The organism is Streptomyces sp. NPDC005784 (assembly GCF_042871525.1).
GTDB lineage: Bacteria > Actinomycetota > Actinomycetes > Streptomycetales > Streptomycetaceae > Streptomyces.
Genome location: NZ_JBIAIQ010000005.1, coordinates 424,806 through 448,553 on the forward strand (window position 1 = coordinate 424,806; position 23,748 = coordinate 448,553).

A 23,748-nucleotide genomic window follows, 5' to 3' on the forward strand; every position below is an offset into this window, starting at 1 on the left:
CAGCGGGTCCCTGGTCGGCCCGAAGGGCGCCGGGCCCCGATCCGCAGGACGCGATCTCCGCCCCGGCGCGTCCGCTCTTACCCGCCTCTTGGGGAATCGACACCCCCGTAGGACCGCCGCGTCGCGGCAGCGCAGGTTGGGCGCACTATGGTGGACCCCTGCGTACGGATACGAAGGGGCAGCAGTGAACGACGGCGACGGGACCCGCGCGGCGGAAGCCCAGGGGAGGCAGTTCGGCCCGCTCGGCACGGCCTTGGTGATCATTCCGACCTATAACGAGGCGGAGAACATCAAGAAGATCGTCGGCCGGGTGCGATCCGCCGTGCCCGAGGCGCACGTTCTGGTGGCGGACGACAACAGCCCCGACGGCACGGGCAAGCTCGCCGACGAGCTGGCAGCCGATGACGAGAACGTCCAGGTCTTGCACCGCAAGGGCAAGGAAGGGCTCGGTGCCGCTTACCTGGCGGGGTTCCGCTGGGGCCTGGAGCACGGCTACGGCGTGCTCATCGAGATGGACGCCGACGGCTCGCACCAGCCGGAGGAACTTCCCCGCCTGCTGACCGCTCTCAAGGGGGCCGACCTCGTGCTCGGCTCGCGCTGGGTGCCGGGCGGCCGGGTGGTGAACTGGCCCAAGTCCCGCGAGTTCATCTCGCGAGGCGGCAGCCTCTACTCCCGCGTCCTGCTCGACGTGCCGATCCGGGACGTGACCGGCGGCTACCGCGCCTTCCGCCGCGAGACCCTCGAAGGCCTCGGCCTCAGTGAGGTCGCCTCCCAGGGCTACTGCTTCCAGGTCGACCTGGCCCGCCGCGCGGTGAAGGCCGGCTATCACGTCGTCGAGGTCCCGATCACCTTCGTCGAACGCGAGCTGGGCGATTCCAAGATGAGCCGAGACATCCTCGTGGAGGCGCTGTGGCGCGTCACCACATGGGGTGTGGGCGAGCGGGTCGGGCGGATCACAGCCCGCCGCAAGCAGCCCTGACACATCGGAACCGGCCGACGGGCAGTCCTGATGCCGGGACCGGCCCGCAAGCAGTCCCGACGCCGGGACCGGTCGACGGGGCAGTCCTGGCGCCGGGACTAGCCCACATGAGGTCCCGGCGCTTGGCGCCAGACGCCGGGACCGCAGGCTCCCCGTCCGGTGCCCCAAGCGGCTCACAAGCCCGTCCTGGCGCCTGTGCGGGGCGCAAGCCGGTCCCTGAACCCGTCCGGGCCGGGAAGTGGTTCTGTCGCCCGTGCGGGCCCCCGGCAGCCCTGCAGCCCTGTCGTCCGTACAGGCCCGCGTGTGGTCCGTGGGGGCCGTGCGCATCTCCGCGACCCGTACGAGACGCGGCCCGTACGAGGTGGTCGGTGCACGCCGCGAGCGGCCCTGTCGCCCGGACGCGGCCCGCACGCCTTGGTGACGCAGTGACGCACGGACGGGCCGCGAGGAGTCCTGGAACCTGTGCGGACCACGAGCCGTCCCCGTCGTCCGGAGCGGCCCGGTTCCCCGGCGGCGGGGACTGATCATCCGCTTATCCCGTACTGAGGCGAGCCCAGGCACACTGGGAGCATGACGACAGGCGTTCCGACCCCCACTCACCCCGCCCGCCCACGGCGCTCGCGGCTGCGAACCTTCCTGCCGCTCGGTGTCGCGGTGTGGCTGGTACTGGAGATCTGGCTGCTGACCCTCGTCGCGCGGGCCACGAGCGGCTTCACGGTGTTCCTGCTCCTGGTCGCCGGGTTCGTGCTCGGCGCCGTGGTCATCAAGCGGGCCGGCCGCCGCGCCTTCCAGAACCTCAACCAGACGCTGCAACAGGCGCAGAGCGGTGTCACGCCCACGAGCGAGGGCGGCCGGGGCAACGGCCTGACGATGCTCGGCGGCCTGCTCCTGATGATCCCGGGTCTGATCTCCGACGCGATCGGCCTGCTCCTGCTCGTCCCGCCGGTCCAGAAGGGCCTCAGCCGCTACACGCAGCGCGCTTTCGAGCGCAAGATGCGGCTGGCCGACCCCGGTACCGTCGGCGACGCCTTCCAGCAGGCCCGTATCCACCGCCCCGACGGCAAGGTGGTCCAGGGCGAGGTCATCAGGGACGACGAGCCGCGCCGGCCCGGCGGCACCTATCCGCCCCTGAACGGCTAGCCCTCACGGAGGCCCGGCCGGAGAAGACGCCGAGCCGACAGGCCGGACACTCGCGGCGCCCCCGACGACGTACGAGAATCGAACGGCTGGGCGGCACGGCTGGGCCGCCCCGAGGCACCCGGCCGGACGCCAAGGCAGGGGCCGACGTTCGAGCACGCGGCGCCCGACTCCGCCTCATCCTGTCTGTCGGCCCGCTGGAGCGGCAGCGGGCCGACAGACGGGAAACGGCACGCCGGCGACGTACGAGCAACGGCGCCACGGAATTCACCGGAACCGGAACGCACGAGACCGCGGGCCCCGTACATGACGTACGGTGCCCGCGGTCTCGGCGTGCGGTGTATGCCGCTCGACCCCCGGAGGGGTCAGGCGGACTTGCGGCTGTCCCGCGGATGCACCGCGATGTTCATCGCGCCGGAGCGAAGAACGGCCAGACGCTCCTCGAGGACCTCTTCGAGCTCCTCGCGAGTGCGCCGCTCCATCAGCATGTCCCAGTGCGTGCGCGCGGGCTTCGCCTTCTTTTCCTCAGGGCCGTCGCCGTCGACGAGGAGTGCCTGGGCCCCGCAGACCTTGCACTCCCACTCCGCCGGAATTTCGGCCTCCACCGAGAAGGGCATCTCAAAGCGGTGCCCCTTCTCGCATGCGTACTCCACCGCCTGGCGCGGGGCCAGGTCGATGCCGCGGTCCGTCTCATAGCTGGTCACTACGAGGCGTGTGCCGCGAAGAGCTCGCTCACTCATGAATCGTGCCTCCCGGGCTTGTCGCCCACAGGACAGGTGTCGCTGTCGTCGTCATCCGGTCAACGTCCGGTCGGCGGTAAAGATTCCCGTTGTGGGTCATGCGTCGCCGTCGTAGCCGCCCCTTGTTGTACCCACCGTCGCCCGGTTTGTCACATCTGGCATCAGATGTCACCCAACGCTTCAGTATCATTGACGCGCAGTAACGGTACGCCAGGCAGGCCAAACGCGTACACTACCGCTCTTTGAACCCGGACGCTAAATCATCTCGGGTACGGGATTGCCTGCGTCGCGGATCGCCTGGCGCACCGGGACCCGCGCGAGCAGGACGAAGCCGATGGCGAAGAAGGCCACGAGCGAGACGATCGCGTCCCTATAACTTCCCGTCAGCTGGTAGGTCAGTCCGAACAGCAGCGGGCCGAGCCAGCTCATTCCGCGGTCGCTCATCTCGTACGCCGAGAAGTACTCGGCCTCCTTGCCGCTCGGCACGAGGTGCGAGAACAGGGAGCGCGACAGTGCCTGGCTGCCGCCCAGGACCAGTCCGATGCCGGACGCGAGGACGAAGAACCACACGGGCGCGCCCGCGGGCAGGAAGTACCCGGCGGCGAGGGTGAGCGTCCAGGCGACGAGTGAGCCGAGGATGGTGCGCTGCGCGCCGTACGTGCGGGCCAGCCGGCCCATGCCCAGTGCGCCCCCGACCGCGAGTACCTGGACCAGCAGTACGGCCACGATCAGGGTCGACTGGCTGAGGCCCAGCTCCTCGGAGCCGTAGACGGAGGCCTGCGAGATCACCGTCTGGATGCCGTCGTTGTAGATGAGGTAGGCGAGCAGGAAGGACAGCGTGAGCGGCTGGCCGCGCATGTCGCGCACCGTGGCCGCCAGTTGCCGCCATCCGTGCGCGGACGCCCGCCCGGCGGAGGGCGTACGGCGGTCGCGCAGCCGCCTCAGCGGTACGAGGGTGAAGGCGCCCCACCAGACACCAGCAGAGGCCAGACAGATACGCACGGCCGTCGACTCGGAGACGCCGAAACTGTCATGGGCCGTGAACAGGACCAGGTTCGCGACCAGCACCAGCGAGCCCGCCGCGTACCCGAAGGCCCAGCCCCGGGAGGAGACGGCGTCGCGCTCCTCGGGCGGGGCGATCTGCGGCAGGTAGGAGTTGTACAGGACCATCGACACGGCCAGCGAGGCGTTCGCGACGATCAGCAGCAGTCCGCCCAGCAGATAGCGGTCGCCGTCCAGGAAGAACATGCCGGTGGTGGCTGCGGCGCCCAGATAGGCCGCCGCTGCGAGCAGTGGCTTCTTGCGGCCCGTGCGGTCGGCGGCGGCGCCCGCCATCGGCATCACGAAGATCGACAGGATGACCGAGGCGGAGACCGCGTACGCGAAGAAGGAGCCGGCCCGGACCGGTACTCCCAGCGGGTGGACGAACCCGTCCGCGTCCGCCGCGTGCTTGGCCACCGCTGTCAGATAGGGGCCGAGGAACACGGTGAGCACACTCGTCGAATAGACGGAGCAGGCCCAGTCGTAGAAGTACCAGCCGCGTTGTTCTCGCCGGCGCTCGGCAGCCTCCTCGGCTGCCCCCGCCCGCACGGTGTCCGTGCTCACCCGTGCCCTCGCTTCCCCGTGAACGGACCGCGCGAGGAGGTTCAGAACCAGGTGCCCCGGTCTTCCAGGACCTTGCGCAGCGTGTCGATGTGATCGGTCATGATGCCATCGACTCCCAGGTCCAGGAGCCGGTGCATGCGTTCCGATTCGTTTACGGTCCACACGTGCACCTGGAGCCCGCGCGCGTGGGCGGCCCGTACGAAGCGACGGTCGACCACCGGCACCCCCGACTGCGTCTCGGGCACCTGGGCCGCGACAGCGGAGCGGCGCACGGCGGCCGGTACGCCCCACGAGCGCAGCCGCAGGTTGAGCACCCCGCGGGTGCCGAACGACGTGGCGAGGCGCGGCCCGGCCAGATGCTGGGCACGGGTCACGCGCGCCTCGGAGAACGAACCGACGCAGACACGGTCCCAGGCGTCGGTGCGGTCGATCAGGTCGAGCAGCGGGAGGAGCGCGGGTTCGGTTTTGACGTCGATGTTCCAGCGCACCTCCGGGAGCTCTTCGAGCAGTTCCTCGAAGAGCGGGACCGGCTCCTTGCCCGCCACGCGCGCCTGGCGCACGTCGTCCCACGGGAGGTCCGCGATCCGGCCCGCGCCGTCGGTCACCCGGTCGAGAGTCGTGTCGTGGAAGGCTGCCAGCCGGCCGTCCGCCGTGGCGTGCACATCGGTCTCGATGTAGCGGTATCCGGCGTTCACCGCCCGCCGGAACTGGGCCAGCGTGTTCTCCAGGCCGTCCGCCGATCCGCCGCGGTGCGCGAAGGGGATCGGGCCGGGATGGTCGAGGTAGGGGTGACGAGTGCGCGTGCTCACCCGGGCAGTATGGCGTGCTCCGGTTGACCTGTGGCAACAACGGCGCTGCCGACCGGTGCCGGACGTGCGGCGAACACACGCAGGAAGAGCTGGGCGAGGGGCCCGATGGCGACGGCGTACAGCACGGTGCCGACGCCGACCGTGCCGCCGAGCGCGAAGCCGGTCGCGACGACGGCCACTTCGAGGACCGTGCGCACCAGACGGACCGAGCGGCCCGTGCGCCGGTGCAGTCCCGTCATCAGACCGTCGCGGGGCCCCGGGCCGAACCGGGCGGAGATGTACAGGCCCGTCGCCACGCCGTTCAGCACGATGCCCGCCACCAGCAGGGGAATCCGTACGGCCAGGGCGTGGACGTCCGGGACGAGTGCGAGGGTGCCGTCCATGGCGATGCCGACCACGAAGACGTTGGAGACGGTGCCGAGGCCCGGCCGCTGGCGCAGCGGGATCCACAGGAGCAGTACCGCGGCGCCCACGATGATCGACACGACGCCGATCGTCAGGCCGGTCAGCTCGGCGAGACCCTGGTGCAGCACGTTCCACGGCTCCAGCCCGAGACCCGCTTCCACGAGGAGCGCCGAACTCGCGCCGTACAGGGCCAGGCCGACGTAGAGCTGGAGGAGGCGGCCGGGCAGTCGCCCGGACCCGGGGTCCTCGGCAGGTGCGGACTCGGAACGTGTGGACACGGGATGCCCCCCAGTGGTGGTAGTGGCCTGGCGCATGACACTCTGTGACAGGGGAAGTTGCTTCATCCATGGCCAATTCGGGGAAGGTGGACTGGAATCATGGCGCAGTGGACTTCGGCGGTAGGGGCCGCTCAGCTCGCCCGGCTCCTCAATTCCCAGCAGGAGCGGCCCGCGGGCCCGGGGACCCGGCGTCCGCCCGCGTATCGCGCGCTCGCCGACGGTGTGCGGCTGCTCGTGCTCGAAGGCCGGGTGCCGGTCGCCGCACGGCTGCCCGCCGAGCGGGAGCTGGCGCTGGCTCTGTCCGTCAGCCGTACGACCGTGGCCGCGGCCTACGAGGCGCTGCGGGCGGAGGGCTTCCTGGAGTCGCGCCGCGGAGCCGGCAGCTGGACGGCGGTCCCCGCCGGGAATCCGCTGCCCGCGCGTGGCCTGGAACCGCTGCCTCCCGAGACGCTCGGCTCGATGATCGATCTCGGCTGCGCGGCGCTGCCCGCGCCCGAGCCGTGGCTCACCCGCAGTGTCCAGGGAGCCCTGGAGGAGCTGCCGCCGTACGCGCACACGCACGGCGACTACCCGGCAGGCCTGCCCGCGCTTCGCGCGATGCTCGCCGAGCGGTACACGGCGCGCGGTATCCCGACCATGCCCGAGCAGATCATGGTGACCACCGGAGCGATGGGCGCGATCGACGCGATCTGCCATCTCTTCGCGGGCCGCGGCGAGCGCATCGCCGTCGAGTCGCCCTCCTACGCCAACATCCTCCAGCTGATGCGCGAGGCCGGCGCCCGGCTGGTGCCCGTCGCGATGGCCGAGGGGCTCGCCGGCTGGGACATGGACCGCTGGCGCCAGGTCCTGCGCGACGCGGCGCCCCGGCTCGCGTACGTCGTCGCCGATTTCCACAACCCCACCGGGGCGCTCGCCGGCGAGGACCAGCGGCGCGGGCTGGTGGACGCGGCGCGCTCGGCGGGCACCGTCCTCGTGGTCGACGAGACGATGAGCGAACTGCATCTCGACGACGACCTGGAGATGCCGCGTCCCGTGTGCGGCTTCGACCCGGCCGGCTCGACCGTGATCACCGTGGGTTCGGCGAGCAAGGCCTTCTGGGCGGGTATGCGGATCGGCTGGGTGCGGGCCGCGCCCGACGTCATCCGCAGCCTGGTCGCCGCGCGCGCCTACGCCGACCTCGGCACGCCCGTGCTGGAACAGCTCGCCGTGAACTGGCTGCTCAGCACGGGGGGCTGGGAGCAGGCGGTCGACATCCGGCGCGACCAGGCCCGCGAGAACCGTGACGCCCTCGTCGCCGCGCTGCGCAGGGAGCTGCCCCGGTGGGAGTTCTCGGTGCCGCGCGGCGGCCTCACCCTGTGGGTGCGCACGGGCGGTCTGTCCGGGTCGCGGCTGGCCGAGGTCGGTGAGCGCGTCGGCGTTCGGGTGCCCTCGGGGCCCCGGTTCGGGGTGGACGGTGCCTTCGAGGGCTATGTGCGGCTGCCGTTCACCGTGGGCGGCGCGGTCGCGGACGAGGCCGCGGCACGGCTGGCCGCGGCGGCTCGGCTGGTGGAGGCGGGCGTGAGCGGCGGGGACGACGGGCCGCGGACGTTCGTGGCGTAGCCGAACGGACGGACGCCGGGGCGATGGACACCGGAGCAGTGGACGCCGGGGCAGTAGACGCCGACGGGCCGGAAACCCAGCTGGGTTTCCGGCCCGTCCGGCCTGCGTGCGAAGACCTGAGGAGCGGTGACCCTACCCTTCCGCCACCGCGACCCCGGCGACCTCCGAGGGCACCGGTTCCGCGTTCTCCGCGTCCCCCGGCGTGGTCCGCTCCGGGAGGAGGTCGAGTACCGCACGCCGGTGCGTCTCGCTCGTCGCGTCGTCGTAGGGGTCCGGCGTGGCCGGGACCTGGAGGCGCAGGACGGGCCCCGTGCCCAGGCGGGCGTAGCCGCGGCCGGGTGGTACGTCCCTGGTCGGGGTGGTGTGCGGGGGCGCGCCCAGCATCGATTCCAGCTGGGCGGCCGAGGCCGCGCCGAGCACCACGCGCGCGCGGGTGTGCTGCCGTACCGCGTCGCTGAGGAAGTCGAGGTTCTCGAAGTGCTCGGCGATCACGACCGTGACACCCGCCGCGCGGCCGTGCCGGAGCGGAATCTGCAGCAGGGCCTGCGGGTCCTTGCGTCCGTCGGCGGCGGCCAGATGGCCGATCGCGCTCGGCCGGTCGAGCAGAATCCACAGCGGGTTCTTGATGTCGTCGGGGGCGGGATGCCCCGCCTGCCGGGCGCGGTTGGCGGCGATCAGCCGCCGCTCCGTCTCGTGCGCCGCCCACTCCAGACTGCCGATCGCCCCGGCGGCCGCGCACTCGACGGCCAGTACGCCGTCGCGCCCGGTCAGGCACGCGTACTCGCCGGTGCCTCCGCCGTCGACGATGACGACATCGCCGTACTGGAGGGACTGCAGGGCGATGGAGCGAAGGAGGGTGGTCGTGCCGGTGCCCGGCTCACCCGTGATCAGCAGATGCGGCTCGGTGGAACGGGCACCCGTTCGCCAGACGACCGGCGGAACGTCACGCCGTTCCTCTCCGTAGGCGAGGGGGAGTGTGCGCTGGACGTCCGCCGGATCGGTGAAGCCGAGGACCGTCTCGCCGGGCGCGGTGACGAAGCGCTGGGCGGCGATGTCGGTGGGGAGCGGTGGGAGGACCGTGACGGTGAGTTCGTTGGCCTCCTCGTCCCAGCCGAAGTGGTACTCACGGCCGCGGCCCGACTTGGCGTGCAGGAGCTGTTCGATACGGGCGCGTGAGTCCGGCTCGCCGTCCGTGAAGTACGCCGGGTAGTGGATGAGCAGACGGGAGACCCGTCCGTCGTCGTCGAACTCGTACGAGGCGAAGGCCTCCTCCCAGTCGCCGCCGTGGGCGTACAGGGGAGCGGGGTCGTCGGCCGTGGAGAAGTACGGGACGAGTGCCTCGTAGAGGGACTGCAGGCGTCCGGTCTGTGCCTCGTCGGGGCCGGTCGCGGGCAGTGGCGTGCGCTCGCGACCGGTCCAGGCTGCCGCCGCCATCAGGGTGATGACGGCGAGCAGCGGTCCGTACGGCACCAGGGCCACGATCAGGATCACCGAGGCCACCAGGAACAGCAGCGGCCCGCGCCGGTCCTTGGGGGTGGCGGCCCACTTGCGCCGTCCGGCGGCTGCCAGCCGGCGCAGTCCACGGGTGACCGTGATCAGTGGATGGAGGACATCGGTGGCGCTGTCGGCTGCCGTCCGGGCCAGCTCCCGGCTCTTGGCGATCTGTGCGGTGCCGTTGCTGAGGATGCGGGGGAGAGGGCGCCGGGCCACTGCTGTCTCCTGAAGGTGCGTACGAGGTGGGGACGTCGTCAGAACTTGATCCCGCCGAGGAGGCCCGCCAGGCTCTCCCCGCCGGCCTTGATGCTCGGCGCGATGGCTGTGCTCGCGAGGTAGAAGCCGAAGAGCGCGGCCACCATTGCGTGCGACGCCTTCAGCCCGTCCTTCTTGAAGAAGAGGAAGACGATGATGCCGAGAAGGACGACGCCTGACATGGACAGAATCATTTGAGCTCTCCTGGTTCGTGGGGACGGTCACCATGAGTTGTTCCAGGATCACAGCATGTATCCATACGATAAAAGGTGCAACTGGGTGAAATACGGCAGATTTCACCCGCGCGGTGGAGCTGTCTTGAGCCGCCTGAGCTGGTCCGTTGCGTCCGATGCTCCCTTTGTGATCTTTGCCTCGGAGGGTGCCTGTGATGTGCCGCCGGAGCCAGTACCCTGTCGATTCACCCGAACGGTTGCAGTGAGAGGCGGTCCGGCCGATGAGCGAAGCCCCCGACCCCGAGGTCGTGGAGCTCGCGACCAAGATCTTCGATCTGGCGCGACGCGGCGAGACGGAGACGCTCGCGGCGTATGTCGACGCGGGTGTTCCGGCCGACCTCACCAACGACCGCGGCGACTCGCTCGTGATGCTCGCCGCCTATCACGGTCACGCGGAGGCGGTCGGCGCCCTGCTGGAGCGCGGCGCCGAGGCCGACCGCGTCAACGACCGGGGCCAGACCCCCCTCGCCGGAGCCGTCTTCAAGGGCGAGGAGGCCGTCATCCGGGTCCTCCTGGCCGCCGGTGCCGATCCGGCCGCCGGCACCCCCTCGGCCGTCGACACGGCGCGCATGTTTGCCAAGACGCAGCTGCTCGAATTGTTCGGCACGCAGTAATCCGAACGCTCTGACCAGGCGAGACGCAGGAAAAAGGGGAGGCGGAACGGGGCCGCCGGAAATACGGTCGCGGCAGGAAGAACCGCCGAGTCATCATGTCGACGTGATTCACGGACGCGACGGCTGGGCAGAAGTTGCCGCACCATGCGGGCCGTGACGCGGCCCGCATGGGCCACCGACGAGAGGCAGAGGAAGATGGTCTACAACAAGCAAGAGACGGCGGGCGCCCCGACGTGTTGTTACGCGGCCAGGTAATGCAGGATCCCGGTTGCGTCGACGCTTGATGTGAGGCTGTTTCCCATGTTCGATCCGGTCATAGCGCCCAGCGGAACCCTGCTCGGCCTGCTCCAGAGGGGCCGCGGCGACGGCACGCTGCACGCGCTCACCGCACCGCGGGCCGAAGCGCTCGCGGCACTGAACCACTGTGTTCTCAGGGACCCCCGCCACGACTGGCAGGTGGAGAACCGCTCCCTGTACTACGCCCGTCTCTACCTCGATCTGAGCGGTGAACTCGACGAGATCGAGCGACACCTCTTCGATGTCGAGGACGTCCTCGACGACTGCGAGTCACGCACGGGGCTCGCCCTCGCGGTCCTCGGACACCTCGCCTCCTACGGCAGGCGCGACGCGCTCGCGCTGCTGCGCCGGTACGCCGCCGTCGGCTCCAACTGGGCCTGGGCCCTCGACGAGTTGGCCCTCCGCGACGACGACGCGGGTCTGCGCGCCCTGGCCGCCCCCGTGCTCGCCCGGTTCCCGGCCGATCCGGAGGGTGAGGCCGCACTCGCCGCCGTCGTACGCGACTCCTTCGAGCCGCGGCCCTGGCGGCTGTGGGCCGACGATCCCCGCGCGTCCATCGCCACCCGCGTGCGTGCAGCCCAGGAAGCCGGGTCCTTCGACCGATGGCAGCGCCAGATGCGACCGTCGGGACCCCGCCCCGGGTGGAGCGTCAGCGCCGTCTTCGACTGGGCCCAGCAGGGCATCGACCGAGGAGCCGCGCTGCACGTACCGGCCGCCCGCTGCCTGACAGCCGTCGCCGGACCCGAGGACCGTCCCGAGATCGTCGAGGCCGCGCGCCACGGCGCCGAGGGCGCCCGCTGCACAGCTCTGCGCTATCTCGCCGACGGCAACGATCCGGACGCCCTCGACCTCATCGAAGCGGCGGCCGCGACCGCTTCGACGCCCGTCGCCGAGGCCGCCGTCGACGCCTTCGAACGGATGCGGAGCGTCGCCGCCGTCGACCGGGCCCGGGGCTGGGCGCACCGGCCCGACGCCCTCGGCGCCGCCGCCGGCCGCATGCTCGCCTGCCGGGGCGGGGCACAGGACCGCGACCTCGTCCTGGCCGCGCTGCGCGAGGCGGTACGGGGCGAGGGCCCCGACGCGCCGACCCTGTGGACCCTCGTCGACGGCACCGGACGGCTCGGCATCGCCTGTGCCGCCCCCGTGCTGCGGCACGTCTACCGGGAGACCGCGTCATCGCATCTGCGCCAGCGCGCCGCCCGTGCCCTGGCCGTCACCGATCCCTCCTTCCCCGCCGGCTTCGCCGTCGAGTGCCTGTGGGACTGCGAGGAGACCACCCGCGAGATCGCCGCCCGGCACGCCGAGACCGGTGACGCGCGCGTGGTGGATCAGCTGCGCCGGCTGGCGGCGGATCCGGCCGAGGAGGCCGAAGTCCAGACAGCGGTACGGAGCCGGATCGGGCCCGACATGCCGGCCGTATGAACGTTCGGTGACCCGGGAGTCAGGAGCGCGTGGACGGGGGCTGACCTGGACGGGTGCGGAGCGCAACGCTCACGGGACGTTCATCGTTCGCATAGATCCACGTTGACGCGGCCACGTCCAGTGCGGCGAGAACACCCGTATGCGTGTCGTCATCGTGACCGAATCCTTTCCCCCCGATGTGAACGGCGTGGCCCACTGCGCGCTCCAGACCGCCCGGCACCTCGTCGATCGCGGTCACGCTCCCCTTGTCGTCGCCCCGGCCACCTCCCCCAAGTTCTCGGCCTCCCCCGAACAGGGAGGCGCCCCCATGGGGAGCGGGCCCGACGCCCTCGCGCCGTGCCCGGTCGTCCGAGTCCCCTCCATCCCGCTCCCGGGCTATCCCCAGGTCCGCGTGGCCCTCCCCAGCCGACGCGTCGCCGCGGCCATCACCGAGCACCGCGCCGACATAGTCCACCTGGCCAGTCCGTTCATCCTCGGCGTCCGTGGCATGGCGGCCGCCTCCCGGCTCGGCATCCCCGCCGTGGCCGTCTACCAGACCGACCTCGCCGGATACGCCCGTACGTACATCAGCGCGGGTGAGGCCACCGCGTGGCGGCGCATCCGCTCCGTGCACGCCGCGGCCGACCGGACGCTCGCTCCGTCCAGCGCGGCCCTGCACGACCTGGAGGCGCACGGTGTGCCCCGGGTACGGCTGTGGGCGCGCGGTGTCGACACGGTCCGCTTCCGCCCCGACCACCGCGACGAGGCGCTCCGCCGTGAACTGGCGCCGAACGGTGAGCTGATCGTCGGCTATGTCGGCCGGCTCGCCCCCGAGAAGCACGTCGAACTGCTTTCCGGGGTCTGCGAGATGGAGGGGGTCCGCGTCGTCGTGGTCGGCGACGGCCCCAGTGAGGCCACCCTGCGCGGCGCGCTCCCCGGCGCGGTCTTCCTCGGCCGGCGCACCGGCGACGAACTCGCCCGGATCTTCGCCTCGCTGGACGTCTTCGCGCACACCGGCCCCTTCGAGACCTTCTGCCAGACCGTGCAGGAGGCCATGGCCAGCGGAGTGCCCGTCGTCGCGCCCGCCGCCGGCGGACCGCTCGACCTGGTCGCCCACGGGCGCACCGGGCTGCTGGTCCCGCCGCGCGACAGCGACGCCCTACGGGACGCGGTGCGCACGCTGGCCGCTGATCCCGCGCTGCGGGCGGCCTACGGCGCCGCCGGTCATGCCATGGTCGAGGGCCGCACCTGGGCAGCGGTGGGCGACCAGCTCATCGGCCACTACGAGGATGTGCTCTCCGCACGGAAGCTGGTGGCGGCATGAGTCTGCGCATCGTACGGCTCGCCAACTTCGTCGCCCCCTCCTCCGGGGGCCTGCGCACCGCGCTGCGGGAGCTCGGCGCCGGCTATCTGGCGGCCGGCCACGAACCGGTGCTCGTCATACCCGGCGAGCGCGCGAGCGACCGCGACACCGAACAGGGGCGGGTGATCACACTGCCCGGCCCACTGCTGCCCGGGACCGGCGGCTATCGCGTCCTCACGGACAAGCGGCGGGTGGCCCGGCTCCTGGAGTCGCTCGCCCCCGACCGCCTCGAAGTCTCCGACCGCACCACGCTGCGCTGGACCGGAGTCTGGGCGCGACGGGCCCGGGTGCCCGCGGTGATGGTCTCCCACGAGACCGCCGACGGTGTGCTGCGGACCTGGGGACTGTCCGAGGCGATGGCCCGGCGGACCGCCGACGCCCTCAACGTCCGTACCGCGCACACCTACTCGCGGGTGGTGTGCACCACGGAGTTCGCCGAGCGCGAGTTCGTGCGCATCGGCGCCCGCAATGTCGTACGCGCCCCCCTGGGCGTCGACCTGGTCAACCGGCACCCCGACCTGCGGGACCCGGCGCTGCGTGCCCGCCACGCGCGCGCGGACCAGGTCCTGCTCGTGATGTGCTCCCGGCTCTCGGTCGAGAAGCGTCCCGGTACGGCGCTCGACGCGCTGGAGGCGCTGCTGCGACGCGGCGAGCGGGCCGTGCTCGTGGTCGCCGGGGACGGACCGCTCAGGGCCCGGCTCGAACAGCGGGCCCGGGAGCGCAGGTTGCCCGTCACGTTCCTCGGGCACGTCGCCGACCGCACCCTGCTCGGCTCGCTGCAGGCCTCGGCGGACGTGTGCCTGGCACCCGGGCCCGCGGAGACCTTCGGGCTCGCGGCCCTGGAGGCGATGGCCTGCGGCACCCCCGTCGTCGCCAGCTCGCTCTCCGCCCTGCCGGAGATCGTCGGCTCCGCCGGAGCCACCGCCGGCGACAGCGGGGACTCCTTCGCGGACGCGGTACGGCTGCTGCTCGGCCGCGCCGAGAGCGAGCGCAGGCAGGCCGCACGCGCGCGTGCCGAGTGCTTCGGCTGGGACGCCGCCGTGTCGGGCTTCCTCGCCGCGCACGACGCGGTGGCCGGGACACGGCCGCGCCTCCAGGAGGGCGTGGCATGAGACCGGTTCGGTTCGTCGCCCTCGGGGACTCGCTCACGGAAGGCGTGGGCGACCCCGTCGGGGACCGGTGGCGGGGGTGGGCCGAGCTGCTCGCCCCGGGGCTCGCCCCGGCGGACGCGCCCGTGCGGTTCACCAACCTCGCGGTCAGCGGGGCGCAGACACGGGACGTCCTCGAACGGCAGACCCCGGCGGCGCTCGCCCTTGAGCCCGACATCGTCTCCGTCGTGATCGGCGTCAACGACACCCTGCGGTACACCTTCGACATCCACTCGGTGGCCGAACGGCTCGACAAGGTGTACGCGGCCTTCCGCGCGCGGGACGCCATCGTGATGACGGCCTGTCTCCCCGATCCCGGCTCGATGCTCGGGCTGCCGGGAGCCCTGGCCCGCCCGCTGGCCCGGCGACAGCACGCGGTCAACGCGGTCGTGCACGCGCTCTCGAAGCGGTACGGGGCGATGCATCTGCACGCGGCGGAGGAGGAGTGGCTGAAGGACCGCGCCGTGTGGAGCGCGGACCGGCTGCACCCGGGGGAGCTGGGGCACCGTCAGCTCGCCCTGCGCTTCCACGCCCTGCTCACCGAGGAGGGCATCGCCACCGGGAACACCCCCTCGGGCGAGCCCGAATTCCCCGCGCCGACCCGATCGGCGAGCCTTCTGTGGCTGGCCACGGCGGGAACGGGATGGGTGGCCAGGCGCTGCACGGACCTGCTGCCCCAGTTGCTCACCCTCGCCGCGTCCGAGGTGCGCCACCGGGCCCGGGGCACCAGCGCCCGACTCGACCTGAGCGCCTCGCACGCCGTCGCGTCCGCCCTGGCGGCCCTGTCCGTGTCCGAACGACCGGACGTGGCATGACGGCCGGACGTGGCATGACGGGTGGACGGACACGCGCGGGCGGGACCGGGCGTACGCGGGTCCGGCGTCCCGTTCGCCGGAGTACGGACCTCCCCCGGCCTCAGCGGCGGCGTACGGCCACGAAGCGCACCGGTGTTCCCGGGACCGCCTGAGCGGCCGCCGGGAGGTCGCCGGCACGGACGACCGCGATCACCGGGTACCCGCCGGTGGTCGGATGGTCGGCGAGGAAGACGACCGGGCTGCCGTCGGGCGGCACCTGGACGGCACCCAGCACCATGCCCTCACTGGGGAGTTCGCCGGAGACGGCCCTCTCCAGGGAGGGCCCTTCCGTGCGCAGGCCGATGCGGTTGCTCGCCGCCGAGACCCGGTAGGCGCGGCTCGTGAACATCCGTACGGCCGAGTCCGTGAACCAGTCGTCGCGCGGGCCGAGGGTCACCCGCAGGATCAGTTCGGCGGGCGGGGATCGGTGCGGAACGACGTCCACGCGCGCGTGAAGGGGGCCAGGGTTTCCCAGGGGAAGCACCGCGCCGTCCGTGAGGGGCGGCGGGCCGAGCCCCGAGAGAAGGTCGGTCGAGCGGCTGCCGAGCACCGGATCGACTGCCACGCCACCGGACACGGCCACATAACTCCGCAGCCCCGCGCGCGCGGAACCGACGTCCAGGAGCGCCCCCGCGGGCACCCGGACGGGAGCCCCCCAGGCGGCCGGGCGACCGTCCACCGTCACGGGGCAGGGCGCTCCGGTCACCGCCACGGTGACCGTCGAACGGGGGCGCACGGCACATCCGTTGACCGTCGTCTCCAATACGGCGGTCTCGGCGGGGTTGGCGACGAGCCGGTTGGCCAGCGCCGCCGCGGGCGCGTCGAGGGCCCCGGAGCGCGGTACACCGAGATGCGCGTGGCCCGGCCGCCCCTGGTCCTGGACGGTGGTCAGGGCCCCGGCCCGCACCACCGCGAGGGCCCGGTCGCTCATGAACGCCCCGCCGGAACGAAGCGGACCCGCGCGCCGGGAGCCAGCAGCGCGGCCGGTACGCGCGCGTGGTCCCACAGCACCGCGTCCGTCGTGCCGATGAGTTGCCAGCCGCCCGGCGAACTGCGCGGGTACACACCGGTGTACGGGCCCGCGAGTGCCACGGAGCCCGCGGGCACCGCCGTCCGAGGGGTCGCCCGGCGCGGCACGTCGTACCGCGCGGGCAGTCCCGTGAGGTAGCCGAAGCCGGGGGCGAACCCGCAGAAGGCGACCCGGAATTCGGCCGCCGCGTGGATCTGGGGCACGTCCTCCACCGCAACCCCCCAAAGGGCAGCCACATCCGCCAGGTCGGGACCGTCGTACCGTACCGGGATCTCGACGGCGTCGTCCGCGCGCGCGTCCAGCGGGGGAATCTTCCAGCCGGGCAGCCGCTCGGCGAGCCGCGCGGGATCGTCCAAGCCGTCCAGGAGCACCGTTCGGGCCGCCGGGACGATCTCCCGCACGGACAGCGAGCCCTCCGCGCGGCGCCGCACCAGCTCGGCGTGCAGGGCCTGGGCGGCCTCCCCCGAGGACACCTCGACGAGCAGCGCCCGGGCGCCGACGGTCCGGGTCTTCATGCCGTCGCCGACAGGCGCCGGGTCCGCCCTGTCGTCGACGGGCGCCGGTTCCGAGCTGTCGTCGGCGGGCCGCGCCCTCATGCGAACGCCTCCACGCGCACGCCCGAGGACTCCAGCCGGGCGCGCACCCGGCGGGCCAGTTCGACCGCGCCGGGTGTGTCCCCGTGCAGGCACAGGGAGCGCGCGCGGACCGGAACGCGCTCCCCGGAGTGGGAGGTGACCACCCCGAAGCGGGCCAGGCCCAGCGAGCGTTCGACCACGGCCTCGGCCTCCGTGATCACCGCACCCTGCTGGGTACGCGGCACCAGGGTGCCCTCCTCGGTGTACGCGCGGTCCGCGAACGCCTCCGTGACGACGGGCAGTCCGGCCCGCTCGGCGATCTTCAGGAAGCGCGAGGACGGCAGGCCGAGCACGGGCAGGGCGGCGCCCGCGAGCACGACACCCTCGACGACCGCCGCCGCCTGCTCCTCGTCGTGCACGACGCGGTTGTAGAGCGCGCCGTGCGGCTTCACGTAGGCCACCCGCGAGCCGGCCGCGCGCGCGAAGACCTCCAGGGCGCCGATCTGGTAGGCCACTTCGGCCGCCAGCTCGTCGGGCGGCACGTCCATCGCGCGCCGCCCGAACCCCGCCAGGTCACGGTAGGAGACCTGGGCGCCGATCCGTACGCCCCGCTCCGCCGCCAGCTCGCACACCCGCCGCATGGTGACCGCGTCCCCGGCGTGGAACCCGCAGGCCACGTTGGCGCTGGTCACGACGGACAGCAACTGTTCGTCGTCGGTCAGCCTCCAGCGGCCGAAGCCCTCGCCGAGATCGGCGTTGAGATCGATACGGGTCATGAGCCGCCGTGTCTCCTTTTCCGGCCTCTTCAGGCCACTCGGTACTGCTCGTCACGGGTGTCCGTGATGAACATCTGTCCGGGCGCGTGGGTGATCGCGAACGGCGGACGGGACGCCATCACGGCCGCCTGGGGTGTCACTCCGCACGCCCAGAACACCGGGATGTCGTCCGGGGCCGCGATCACCGGATCGCCGAAGTCGGGGCGCGAGAGATCCACGATGCCCAGCCCCGACGGATCACCGCAGTGCACCGGAGCGCCGTGCACGGCGGGCAGCAGACTGCTCTCCCGGATCGCCGCGCTCAGGTGCTCGGGCGGCACCGGACGCATCGACACGACCATGGCGCCGTGCAGCCGCCCCGCCGGGCGGCACTGACGCGCCGTCACGTACATCGAGACGTTGCGGCCCTGCTCGATGTGGCGCATCGGGACGCCCGCCGAGGTCAGCGCCCACTCGAAGGTGAAGCTGCACCCGATCAGGAAGGACACCAGGTCGGACCGCCAGTACTCGACGACCTCCGTGGGCTCGGCCACCAACACGCCGTGCTCCCACACCCGGTAGCCCGGCAGATCGGTGCGCAGGTCCGCGCCCGCGGCGAGCGGAGTGGTCCAGGAACCGGCGTCGGTGACGTCGAGGACGGGACACGGCTTCGGGTTGCGCTGGCAGAACAGCAGCATCTCGTACGCCCAGTCGGCGGGCACCGAGATGAGGTTCGCCTGGGCGTGGCCCGCGGCGATTCCGGCGGTGGGGACCGACAGCCCCGAACGGAACCGCCGGCGGGCCTTCCCCGGGGTCCACGCGTGCGCGGCGCCGGGGGGCTTCAGCGGGTTCGGCGAGCGGTCCCCCGTGAGGGCCGGCGGCCGGACCTGGACGGTGTCGTTCACAGGAGCTCCTTGCCGCGCGTCTCGGGGAGTCCGATCAGGGCGAGGGCGGCGAGGGCGTAGCCGATCGCGCCGAAGACCAGCGCGCCGCCCACGCCCCAGCTGTCCGCCAGGAAGCCGACCGTCGTGGGGAAGGCCGCGCCGACGGCGCGCCCGGTGTTGTACGCGAAGCCCTGTCCCGTGCCCCGCACAGCCGCCGGGTACAGCTCGCTGAGGAACGAGCCGAAGCCGCTGAAGATCGCCGACATGCAGAAGCCGAGCGGGAAACCGAGCACCAGGAGAAGGGTGTTGGCGCCGCTCGGGATGTTCGCGTAGGCGAGGACGCAGGCCGCGGAGAGGATCGCGAAGAGCAGGATGTTGCGTTTGCGGCCCAGTCTGTCCGTGAGGAGACCGCCCGTGAGGTAACCGAGGAAGGCTCCGGAGATCAGCAGCGTCAGGTAGCCGCCGGTGCCGACGACCGACAGTCCGCGCTCCGTCTTCAGATAGGTGGGCACCCAGGTGGCCAGCGTGTAGTAGCCGCCCTGGACACCGGTGGAGAGCAGGACCGCGAAAAACGTGGTGCGCAGCAGGCCCGGGACCTCGGCCGTGCCGGGCTTGAAGATCGTGGTGAACGACCCCTTGTCCGCGCTCTGTTCGCGGACCGCGGCCGACTCCGGCGCGTCCTGCACCTGGCGCCGGACCCAGACCACGAGCAGCGCGGGCAGCGCGCCGGTCCAGAACATCACTCGCCAGGCGATGTCGTCGTCGAGGTACTGGAACACCAGCGTGTAGACGACCACCGCCAGGCCCCAGCCGACGGCCCAGGCGCTCTGGACCGCGCCGAGCGTGCGCCCCCGGTGCCGGGGGCTCGCGTACTCGGCGACCAGGACCGCGCCGACCGCCCACTCGCCGCCGAAACCGAGGCCCTGGAGGGCACGGAACACCAGCAGCGTCTCGTAGTTCGGTGCGAAACCGCAGGCCACGGTGAACACCGCGTAGGTGATCACGGTGATCATCAGCGCCTTGACGCGTCCGATCCGGTCCGCGACCACACCGGCGACGGCGCCGCCGACGGCGGAGACGACCAGCGTGACCGTCGTGAACAGGCCGGTCTGGCCGCTGTCCAGGCCGAAGTACGCCGCGAGGGCGACCATGCTCAGCGGCAGGGTGAAGTAGTCGTACGAGTCGAGGCCGTAGCCGCCGAACGCGCCGCCGAAGGCACGCCGGCCCCGCGGGCCGAGTGCGCGCAGCCAGCCGAACGCGCCTTCCTGATCGGTGGGTTCACCCGTGACGGGTGGAGTGCCGGGGGTCAGGGCCTGGGATGGAGGGGTCGTGCTCATTGGCACCTCGCAGTGAGGGACGGAGGGTGCTTGAGGACTGAGCCGTGCCGTGCGGAAGCCGTGGGCACTCGGCGGTTCGCGGTGCGGAGTGGTACGCGGAGCGGTGTGCACATGCGGTGCGGAGAGGTGCACTCGCGTGGTGGTGCGGTGAGCGCCTGCCCGACAAGGTAGAGGATCGTTGAACGATCCCTCAATACCCGTGTTGTTTCGTTCTTGTATCTGCGGTTGAATTCCGGGCATGGCAGAGCTGACGGAACTGGCCGACGATCGCGCCCTGTTGGGACGCACCAGCACCGCCGAGCGGGTCTCGGACATCCTCAGGAGCCGGATCGCCGAGGGCTTCTTCCCGCCCGGGGCGCGGCTGTCGGAGGACAGCATCGGCGGCGCGCTCGGTGTCTCGCGGAACACGCTGCGGGAGGCGTTCCGGCTGCTCACGCACGAGCGGCTGCTGGTGCACGAACTCAATCGAGGGGTCTTCGTGCGAGTGCTCACCGTCGAGGACGTCGAGGACATCTACCGCACCCGGTCCCTCGTCGAGTGCGCCGTGGTCCGCGGGCTCGGCAGCCCGCCGTACGCCGTGGAGGGGATCGCCGAGGCCGTCTCCGAGGGGCAGCGGGCGGCCCGCGAAAGTGACTGGAAAGGAGTGTCGACCGCGAACATTCACTTCCACCGCGAGCTGGTCGCGCTCGCCGGCAGCGCCCGGACGGACGAGGTGATGCGCAGCGTCTTCGCGGAGCTGCGTCTCGCCTTCCACGTCGTGGACGACCCCCAGCGGCTCCACGAGCCCTACCTCGTGCGCAACCACGAGATCCTCCAGACCCTCCGGGCGGGCGACCGGGACGGCGCGGAGCGCCTCCTCGCGGGCTACCTCGACGACTCGCTCAAGAACCTCGTCGAGGTGTACGCACGCCGCGTGGCCGACGGGGGACAGGGCGTCGGCTGACGCGGAGCGCCTCCGGCGTGGGGTGAGGGAGCCGCCGGAGTCGCGCCCAGGGGGCTCGGGGCGAGTGTCCGGCTCGGCCGGGCGACGCACGGCTGCCCCGTACGGGTGTTCGGTCCTGGCGTCGCGGTGCTGGAGTGTGGCGTCGGACATGTGGGGCCCGTGCGCGAGTGGCCCGCCCGGCCGCGGCCGGCCCGGGCCGGGGGACCGGGCCCGGCGTTGCGGGGCCGGTGTGCGGGGGCTGTGCGGTGGGTGTGGGGCCACGCCGGGGCGGCGGTTTCATGGCGGTGCCGGGGACGGCGGTCGCTTCTGCGCCGTTTCGACCGTTGTCGGACCGAGGACCTAGTCTGTGCACCGTGACTTCGCCTGCATCGACGGACAGCGTTCCGCCCCAGCTCAGCGCGGGGCCGCGCCCGGCGCCGGGCCCGGCCGCCGACGAGGGCCTGGCGCGGCGGCTGCGCGCGCTCGCCTGCACCGCGCCGCTGCACGACCTGGACGTGCGCAAGGCGAACCTCGCGGGCGAGTACACGCTGTACGGCATGGCCGAGGTCGCCCTCGCCGCCATCGATCTCGTCACACTGAACATGGACTTCGACACCGGTGCCGACCACGACCAGATAGTGGCCAGGCTCATCCCGCGCATCGCCGCCCAGGCACCCAGGCGCCCGGTCGCCGAGCACGAGCGCGTGGCCCGCTGGGTCCTGGAGAACCTGATCAACGTCGGAAGTGTCGACCGGGGCTTCCGGGCCGTGTACGGCACCTTCGCACCGGACGGCACCTATGTGCGCCGCGACTACGACTTCAAGCTGATCGAGGAAGTCCCCGGCTACGGGGGCAGCGTCTACCTCCGTACGACCGACGAAGCGGTCAACGTGCTCGTCGGCGCCCTCGACACCGACGTCACCAGCGCGCAGATCGCCGCCGAGGTCAAGCTGGAGGTGCTGATCAGCCGCGGCCGGCTGGCCGACGCGCAACTCGCCGCCGAGCAGGCCCGCTACCGGACCGTTCAGTACGCGGAGACGCTGCGCAAGGCCCTCGACGCGACCCGGCGCAATGTCCGGGCCGTCGACTGGCTCCAGGCTGTGCCCGACATGATCGCCGAGGCCCTGGACCACGTCGCCGACCGGTACCGCCACGAGAACGCGATCCTCACCAACATCCGCAAGGCCCGTGACGAGTCCGAGGACCCCGAGCAGAAGCGGCGCGCCGCCGAGCTCGTCGACATAGTCAAGGACTGCATCCGCCGGCACACCCAGCTCCAGTCCCGCCTCCTGGAGGCCGGCCCGCTGTTCCGCGCCGAGCAGGACCGGCAGGCCTTCGGGACCCCCATGACGACCTCTGGGATCGACCTCTACGGCCATCTGGTCGCGCCGGTGCTCCCCCTGCCCGTGGAGCGGGCGCTGCGCGTCACCGACGCCTTCTTCGCACGCGGGACGGGCCTGCGCACACCCGTCGCCGTCCGTGTCGGGGACCTCGTCGACATCCTGCTGACGCCGCCGCTGGAACGCGAGCACCTCGGGGCGGAGATGCCCGAGCCCGACCTGATCGCCACACCGGACGACAGCCGCTTCAGCGAGGAGCAGCTCGTCTCCGCGAAGGAGCTTCTGAATCTGCCCCCCGACGCGCCGCGCCGGCTGTCCGGTCTGCTCGCCGAGGCGCGCCGCCGCGATCCCGAGCTGCCCTACCTGGTGGCTCTGCTGGCCGTGCACGCCGCGAGTCCGCCGGTCGGCACCGCCTACCGGCAGGGCGAGGAGCGCCTGCTGTTCGCCGTGGACGACGGGACCGAGCTGGACGATCCGGAATTCGGCGGGGCCGATCTGATCGTCGGCATGGCCCTGCTCGACGCGGCCGGGATGAAGGCGGACCGGGCATGAACGGTCCACCGCGAGAGCTCCGGGGCTGCGGGTCGCCCGCGGTCCTCGTGCCCCGCCGGTTCCTCGCGTCCCGCCGGGTCCTCGTGCCCTGCCCGGTCCTCGCGTCCGGCGCCACCGCCCCCGCCCCCGCGACGAAGCCGCACCCCTCCGCCCCGCGAGCCCCGCACGGGGCAGCCGCCCGCACCCGTGTACGTACCCTCGTACTTCCGAACAAGGAGCCCCAGCCGTGACCGAGCACGTCGAGTGGAGTGAACCGGAGGCCACCGCCGCACCGGCGAACGCCCCCGTCACACCTGCCGACGCCGCCGACGCGGCGCGGCTCGTCGCCTTCGGGCTGCAGCCCAAGCTGCAGCCCGCCCGCGACCAGGAGTACACCGAGCTGCTGCGCCGCTACCGCGAGGACCCGCCCTTCGCGCGGCTCGCCGACGCGGTCGCCGCCGGCCTCGGGCTGGTCGTCCTGGAGGTGTCCCCACGCGCGGGGATGGCGGTGACCGCCGCCGAGGACTCCGTCTTCGCCGTCCGTATGGGCGACTACGCGCGACGCGCCTCGACCGACTCCGGGGACCGGTTCCTGCACGGACTCGCCCACCTCGCCGTGGCCGCCATGGCCTTCCCGCGCCCCGAGGACCTTGCGGACGACGGATACATCGGGCGCGTCTCGGTCAACGGCGTGGACGCCTTCGTACGACAGGCCTGCCGACGCCTGGAGGAGCGGGCCGAGGAGACCGGCGAGAACACCGACCCGGCGACCGACGCGCCGGGCCTGGAGGCGGCCTGGCGGATCTGGGCGCGGCGCAGCTCCACCGGGGCCACCAAGGACGCCCGAAGACTGGCCGGTTCGACGACGGGCATCATCGCCAAGGCCGTCGCCTTCCTCACCGAGTCCGGGTTCCTCCAGCGCACCGGCGACGATTCCGGCGGGACGTACCGGACGACGGCCCGCTATCAGCTCCAGGTCCGTGACATGGCGGGCAGCGCGGCCATGGGCGAACTGCTGGAACTGGGCATCGTCCCGGTGACCGACGGCACGGCGACGCTGCTGCCCGCCGCGGACGGCGACGACCTGGAGCTCGTGGCCGGAGCCGGACTGCCCTTCCACTCCTGACGTCCGCCCGCCCCCGGCTCCCCCCCCACACGACCTC

The 23,748-nt window shown here is 72.4% G+C and carries 22 protein-coding genes; 11 read left to right on the plus strand and 11 right to left on the minus strand.

Annotated elements, in window-relative coordinates:
• Positions 1-184: 184 nt before the first annotated feature.
• On the plus strand, positions 185-979 hold the full coding sequence (locus ACFYR3_RS12275; protein ID WP_355839412.1) for a polyprenol monophosphomannose synthase: 795 nt from the start codon (positions 185-187) through the stop codon (positions 977-979).
• Positions 980-1,549: 570 nt separating this feature from the next.
• On the plus strand, positions 1,550-2,119 hold the full coding sequence (gene fxsA, locus ACFYR3_RS12280; protein ID WP_355839410.1) for an FxsA family membrane protein: 570 nt from the start codon (positions 1,550-1,552) through the stop codon (positions 2,117-2,119).
• Between the two features lie 362 nt (positions 2,120-2,481).
• Here the strand turns inward: fxsA and ACFYR3_RS12285 are convergent, their stop codons facing one another.
• The 4 genes from ACFYR3_RS12285 to ACFYR3_RS12300 form a co-directional block, all read right to left on the minus strand.
• Entirely contained in the window at positions 2,482-2,856 is a 375-nt protein-coding gene (locus tag ACFYR3_RS12285) for an RNA polymerase-binding protein RbpA (protein WP_081223278.1), read from the minus strand.
• Between the two features lie 255 nt (positions 2,857-3,111).
• Positions 3,112-4,461: an MFS transporter gene (locus tag ACFYR3_RS12290; RefSeq protein WP_355839408.1), complete on the minus strand. Its 1,350-nt coding sequence runs from the start codon at positions 4,459-4,461 to the stop codon at positions 3,112-3,114.
• 41 nt (positions 4,462-4,502) lie between these two features.
• Positions 4,503-5,270 (minus strand): glycerophosphodiester phosphodiesterase, encoded by a 768-nt coding sequence (locus tag ACFYR3_RS12295; RefSeq protein ID WP_355839406.1) that lies wholly within the window; start codon positions 5,268-5,270, stop codon positions 4,503-4,505.
• Positions 5,267-5,989: a hypothetical protein gene (locus ACFYR3_RS12300; RefSeq protein ID WP_355839404.1), complete on the minus strand. Its 723-nt coding sequence runs from the start codon at positions 5,987-5,989 to the stop codon at positions 5,267-5,269. Before ACFYR3_RS12300 ends, ACFYR3_RS12295 begins: the two co-directional genes overlap by 4 nt.
• Before the next feature lie 63 nt (positions 5,990-6,052).
• Between ACFYR3_RS12300 and ACFYR3_RS12305 the strand changes: the two genes are divergently transcribed.
• Positions 6,053-7,552 (plus strand): PLP-dependent aminotransferase family protein, encoded by a 1,500-nt coding sequence (locus ACFYR3_RS12305; protein ID WP_355839402.1) that lies wholly within the window; start codon positions 6,053-6,055, stop codon positions 7,550-7,552.
• 132 nt (positions 7,553-7,684) lie between these two features.
• On the opposite strand, the gene ACFYR3_RS12310 is transcribed toward ACFYR3_RS12305, so the two are convergent.
• Positions 7,685-9,262 carry a hypothetical protein gene (locus tag ACFYR3_RS12310; protein WP_355839400.1) on the minus strand — a complete coding sequence of 526 codons (1,578 nt, stop codon included), beginning with the start codon at positions 9,260-9,262 and terminating at the stop codon, positions 7,685-7,687.
• Positions 9,263-9,300: 38 nt separating this feature from the next.
• A complete protein-coding gene (locus ACFYR3_RS12315) occupies positions 9,301-9,495 on the minus strand; it encodes a hypothetical protein (RefSeq protein ID WP_355839398.1) in 195 nt (64 codons plus the stop codon).
• 260 nt (positions 9,496-9,755) lie between these two features.
• Here ACFYR3_RS12315 and ACFYR3_RS12320 point away from each other — a divergent pair, with 260 nt between their 5' ends.
• The 5 genes from ACFYR3_RS12320 to ACFYR3_RS12340 all read left to right on the plus strand — a co-directional run bounded on the left by ACFYR3_RS12320 (position 9,756) and on the right by ACFYR3_RS12340 (position 15,172).
• Positions 9,756-10,148 carry an ankyrin repeat domain-containing protein gene (locus tag ACFYR3_RS12320; RefSeq protein WP_355839396.1) on the plus strand — a complete coding sequence of 131 codons (393 nt, stop codon included), beginning with the start codon at positions 9,756-9,758 and terminating at the stop codon, positions 10,146-10,148.
• A gap of 300 nt (positions 10,149-10,448) precedes the next feature.
• Complete coding sequence (locus ACFYR3_RS12325) at positions 10,449-11,867, plus strand: HEAT repeat domain-containing protein (RefSeq protein WP_389282678.1); 1,419 nt, start codon at positions 10,449-10,451, stop codon at positions 11,865-11,867.
• Between the two features lie 139 nt (positions 11,868-12,006).
• Complete coding sequence (locus tag ACFYR3_RS12330) at positions 12,007-13,170, plus strand: glycosyltransferase family 1 protein (RefSeq protein ID WP_355839393.1); 1,164 nt, start codon at positions 12,007-12,009, stop codon at positions 13,168-13,170.
• On the plus strand, positions 13,167-14,321 hold the full coding sequence (locus ACFYR3_RS12335; RefSeq protein ID WP_356783151.1) for a glycosyltransferase: 1,155 nt from the start codon (positions 13,167-13,169) through the stop codon (positions 14,319-14,321). Before ACFYR3_RS12330 ends, ACFYR3_RS12335 begins: the two co-directional genes overlap by 4 nt.
• Positions 14,318-15,172 carry an SGNH/GDSL hydrolase family protein gene (locus ACFYR3_RS12340; RefSeq protein WP_355839389.1) on the plus strand — a complete coding sequence of 285 codons (855 nt, stop codon included), beginning with the start codon at positions 14,318-14,320 and terminating at the stop codon, positions 15,170-15,172. Before ACFYR3_RS12335 ends, ACFYR3_RS12340 begins: the two co-directional genes overlap by 4 nt.
• A 100-nt stretch (positions 15,173-15,272) precedes the next feature.
• Here the strand turns inward: ACFYR3_RS12340 and ACFYR3_RS12345 are convergent, their stop codons facing one another.
• The 5 genes from ACFYR3_RS12345 to ACFYR3_RS12365 form a co-directional block, all read right to left on the minus strand.
• Positions 15,273-16,142 carry a biotin-dependent carboxyltransferase family protein gene (locus ACFYR3_RS12345; RefSeq protein WP_355839387.1) on the minus strand — a complete coding sequence of 290 codons (870 nt, stop codon included), beginning with the start codon at positions 16,140-16,142 and terminating at the stop codon, positions 15,273-15,275.
• Positions 16,139-16,756, minus strand: coding sequence for an allophanate hydrolase subunit 1 (locus ACFYR3_RS12350; RefSeq protein ID WP_389282723.1), 618 nt, complete (start codon positions 16,754-16,756; stop codon positions 16,139-16,141). Before ACFYR3_RS12350 ends, ACFYR3_RS12345 begins: the two co-directional genes overlap by 4 nt.
• Before the next feature lie 77 nt (positions 16,757-16,833).
• Entirely contained in the window at positions 16,834-17,592 is a 759-nt protein-coding gene (locus tag ACFYR3_RS12355) for a 5-oxoprolinase subunit PxpA (RefSeq protein ID WP_355839385.1), read from the minus strand.
• A gap of 29 nt (positions 17,593-17,621) precedes the next feature.
• Positions 17,622-18,416 carry a putative hydro-lyase gene (locus tag ACFYR3_RS12360; RefSeq protein ID WP_355839977.1) on the minus strand — a complete coding sequence of 265 codons (795 nt, stop codon included), beginning with the start codon at positions 18,414-18,416 and terminating at the stop codon, positions 17,622-17,624.
• Positions 18,417-18,472: 56 nt separating this feature from the next.
• A complete protein-coding gene (locus ACFYR3_RS12365) occupies positions 18,473-19,792 on the minus strand; it encodes an MFS transporter (protein WP_389282681.1) in 1,320 nt (439 codons plus the stop codon).
• Positions 19,793-20,030: 238 nt separating this feature from the next.
• On the opposite strand from ACFYR3_RS12365, the gene ACFYR3_RS12370 reads away from it, so the two are divergent.
• From ACFYR3_RS12370 to ACFYR3_RS12380, 3 genes are all read left to right on the plus strand, one after another.
• On the plus strand, positions 20,031-20,735 hold the full coding sequence (locus ACFYR3_RS12370; RefSeq protein ID WP_355839382.1) for a GntR family transcriptional regulator: 705 nt from the start codon (positions 20,031-20,033) through the stop codon (positions 20,733-20,735).
• Positions 20,736-21,088: 353 nt separating this feature from the next.
• Entirely contained in the window at positions 21,089-22,606 is a 1,518-nt protein-coding gene (locus ACFYR3_RS12375; protein ID WP_355839380.1) for a hypothetical protein, read from the plus strand.
• 226 nt (positions 22,607-22,832) lie between these two features.
• The gene (locus tag ACFYR3_RS12380) at positions 22,833-23,711 is read left to right on the plus strand and encodes a hypothetical protein (RefSeq protein ID WP_355839378.1); all 879 of its coding nucleotides are present in this window, start codon (positions 22,833-22,835) and stop codon (positions 23,709-23,711) included.
• The last annotated feature ends 37 nt before the right edge of the window (positions 23,712-23,748 follow it).

Excerpts from the sequence above, each read along its gene's own strand:
- fxsA (WP_355839410.1), top strand. The coding sequence starts at position 1,550 with ATGACGACAGGCGTTCCGACCCCCACTCACCCCGCCCGCCCACGGCGC.
- ACFYR3_RS12285 (WP_081223278.1), bottom strand. The coding sequence starts at position 2,856 with ATGAGTGAGCGAGCTCTTCGCGGCACACGCCTCGTAGTGACCAGCTAT.
- ACFYR3_RS12300 (WP_355839404.1), bottom strand. The coding sequence starts at position 5,989 with ATGCGCCAGGCCACTACCACCACTGGGGGGCATCCCGTGTCCACACGT.
- ACFYR3_RS12305 (WP_355839402.1), top strand. The coding sequence starts at position 6,053 with ATGGCGCAGTGGACTTCGGCGGTAGGGGCCGCTCAGCTCGCCCGGCTC.
- ACFYR3_RS12315 (WP_355839398.1), bottom strand. The coding sequence starts at position 9,495 with ATGATTCTGTCCATGTCAGGCGTCGTCCTTCTCGGCATCATCGTCTTC.
- ACFYR3_RS12320 (WP_355839396.1), top strand. The coding sequence starts at position 9,756 with ATGAGCGAAGCCCCCGACCCCGAGGTCGTGGAGCTCGCGACCAAGATC.
- ACFYR3_RS12325 (WP_389282678.1), top strand. The coding sequence starts at position 10,449 with ATGTTCGATCCGGTCATAGCGCCCAGCGGAACCCTGCTCGGCCTGCTC.
- ACFYR3_RS12330 (WP_355839393.1), top strand. The coding sequence starts at position 12,007 with ATGCGTGTCGTCATCGTGACCGAATCCTTTCCCCCCGATGTGAACGGC.
- ACFYR3_RS12335 (WP_356783151.1), top strand. The coding sequence starts at position 13,167 with ATGAGTCTGCGCATCGTACGGCTCGCCAACTTCGTCGCCCCCTCCTCC.
- ACFYR3_RS12340 (WP_355839389.1), top strand. The coding sequence starts at position 14,318 with ATGAGACCGGTTCGGTTCGTCGCCCTCGGGGACTCGCTCACGGAAGGC.
- ACFYR3_RS12345 (WP_355839387.1), bottom strand. The coding sequence starts at position 16,142 with ATGAGCGACCGGGCCCTCGCGGTGGTGCGGGCCGGGGCCCTGACCACC.
- ACFYR3_RS12350 (WP_389282723.1), bottom strand. The coding sequence starts at position 16,756 with ATGAAGACCCGGACCGTCGGCGCCCGGGCGCTGCTCGTCGAGGTGTCC.
- ACFYR3_RS12355 (WP_355839385.1), bottom strand. The coding sequence starts at position 17,592 with ATGACCCGTATCGATCTCAACGCCGATCTCGGCGAGGGCTTCGGCCGC.
- ACFYR3_RS12365 (WP_389282681.1), bottom strand. The coding sequence starts at position 19,792 with ATGAGCACGACCCCTCCATCCCAGGCCCTGACCCCCGGCACTCCACCC.
- ACFYR3_RS12370 (WP_355839382.1), top strand. The coding sequence starts at position 20,031 with ATGGCAGAGCTGACGGAACTGGCCGACGATCGCGCCCTGTTGGGACGC.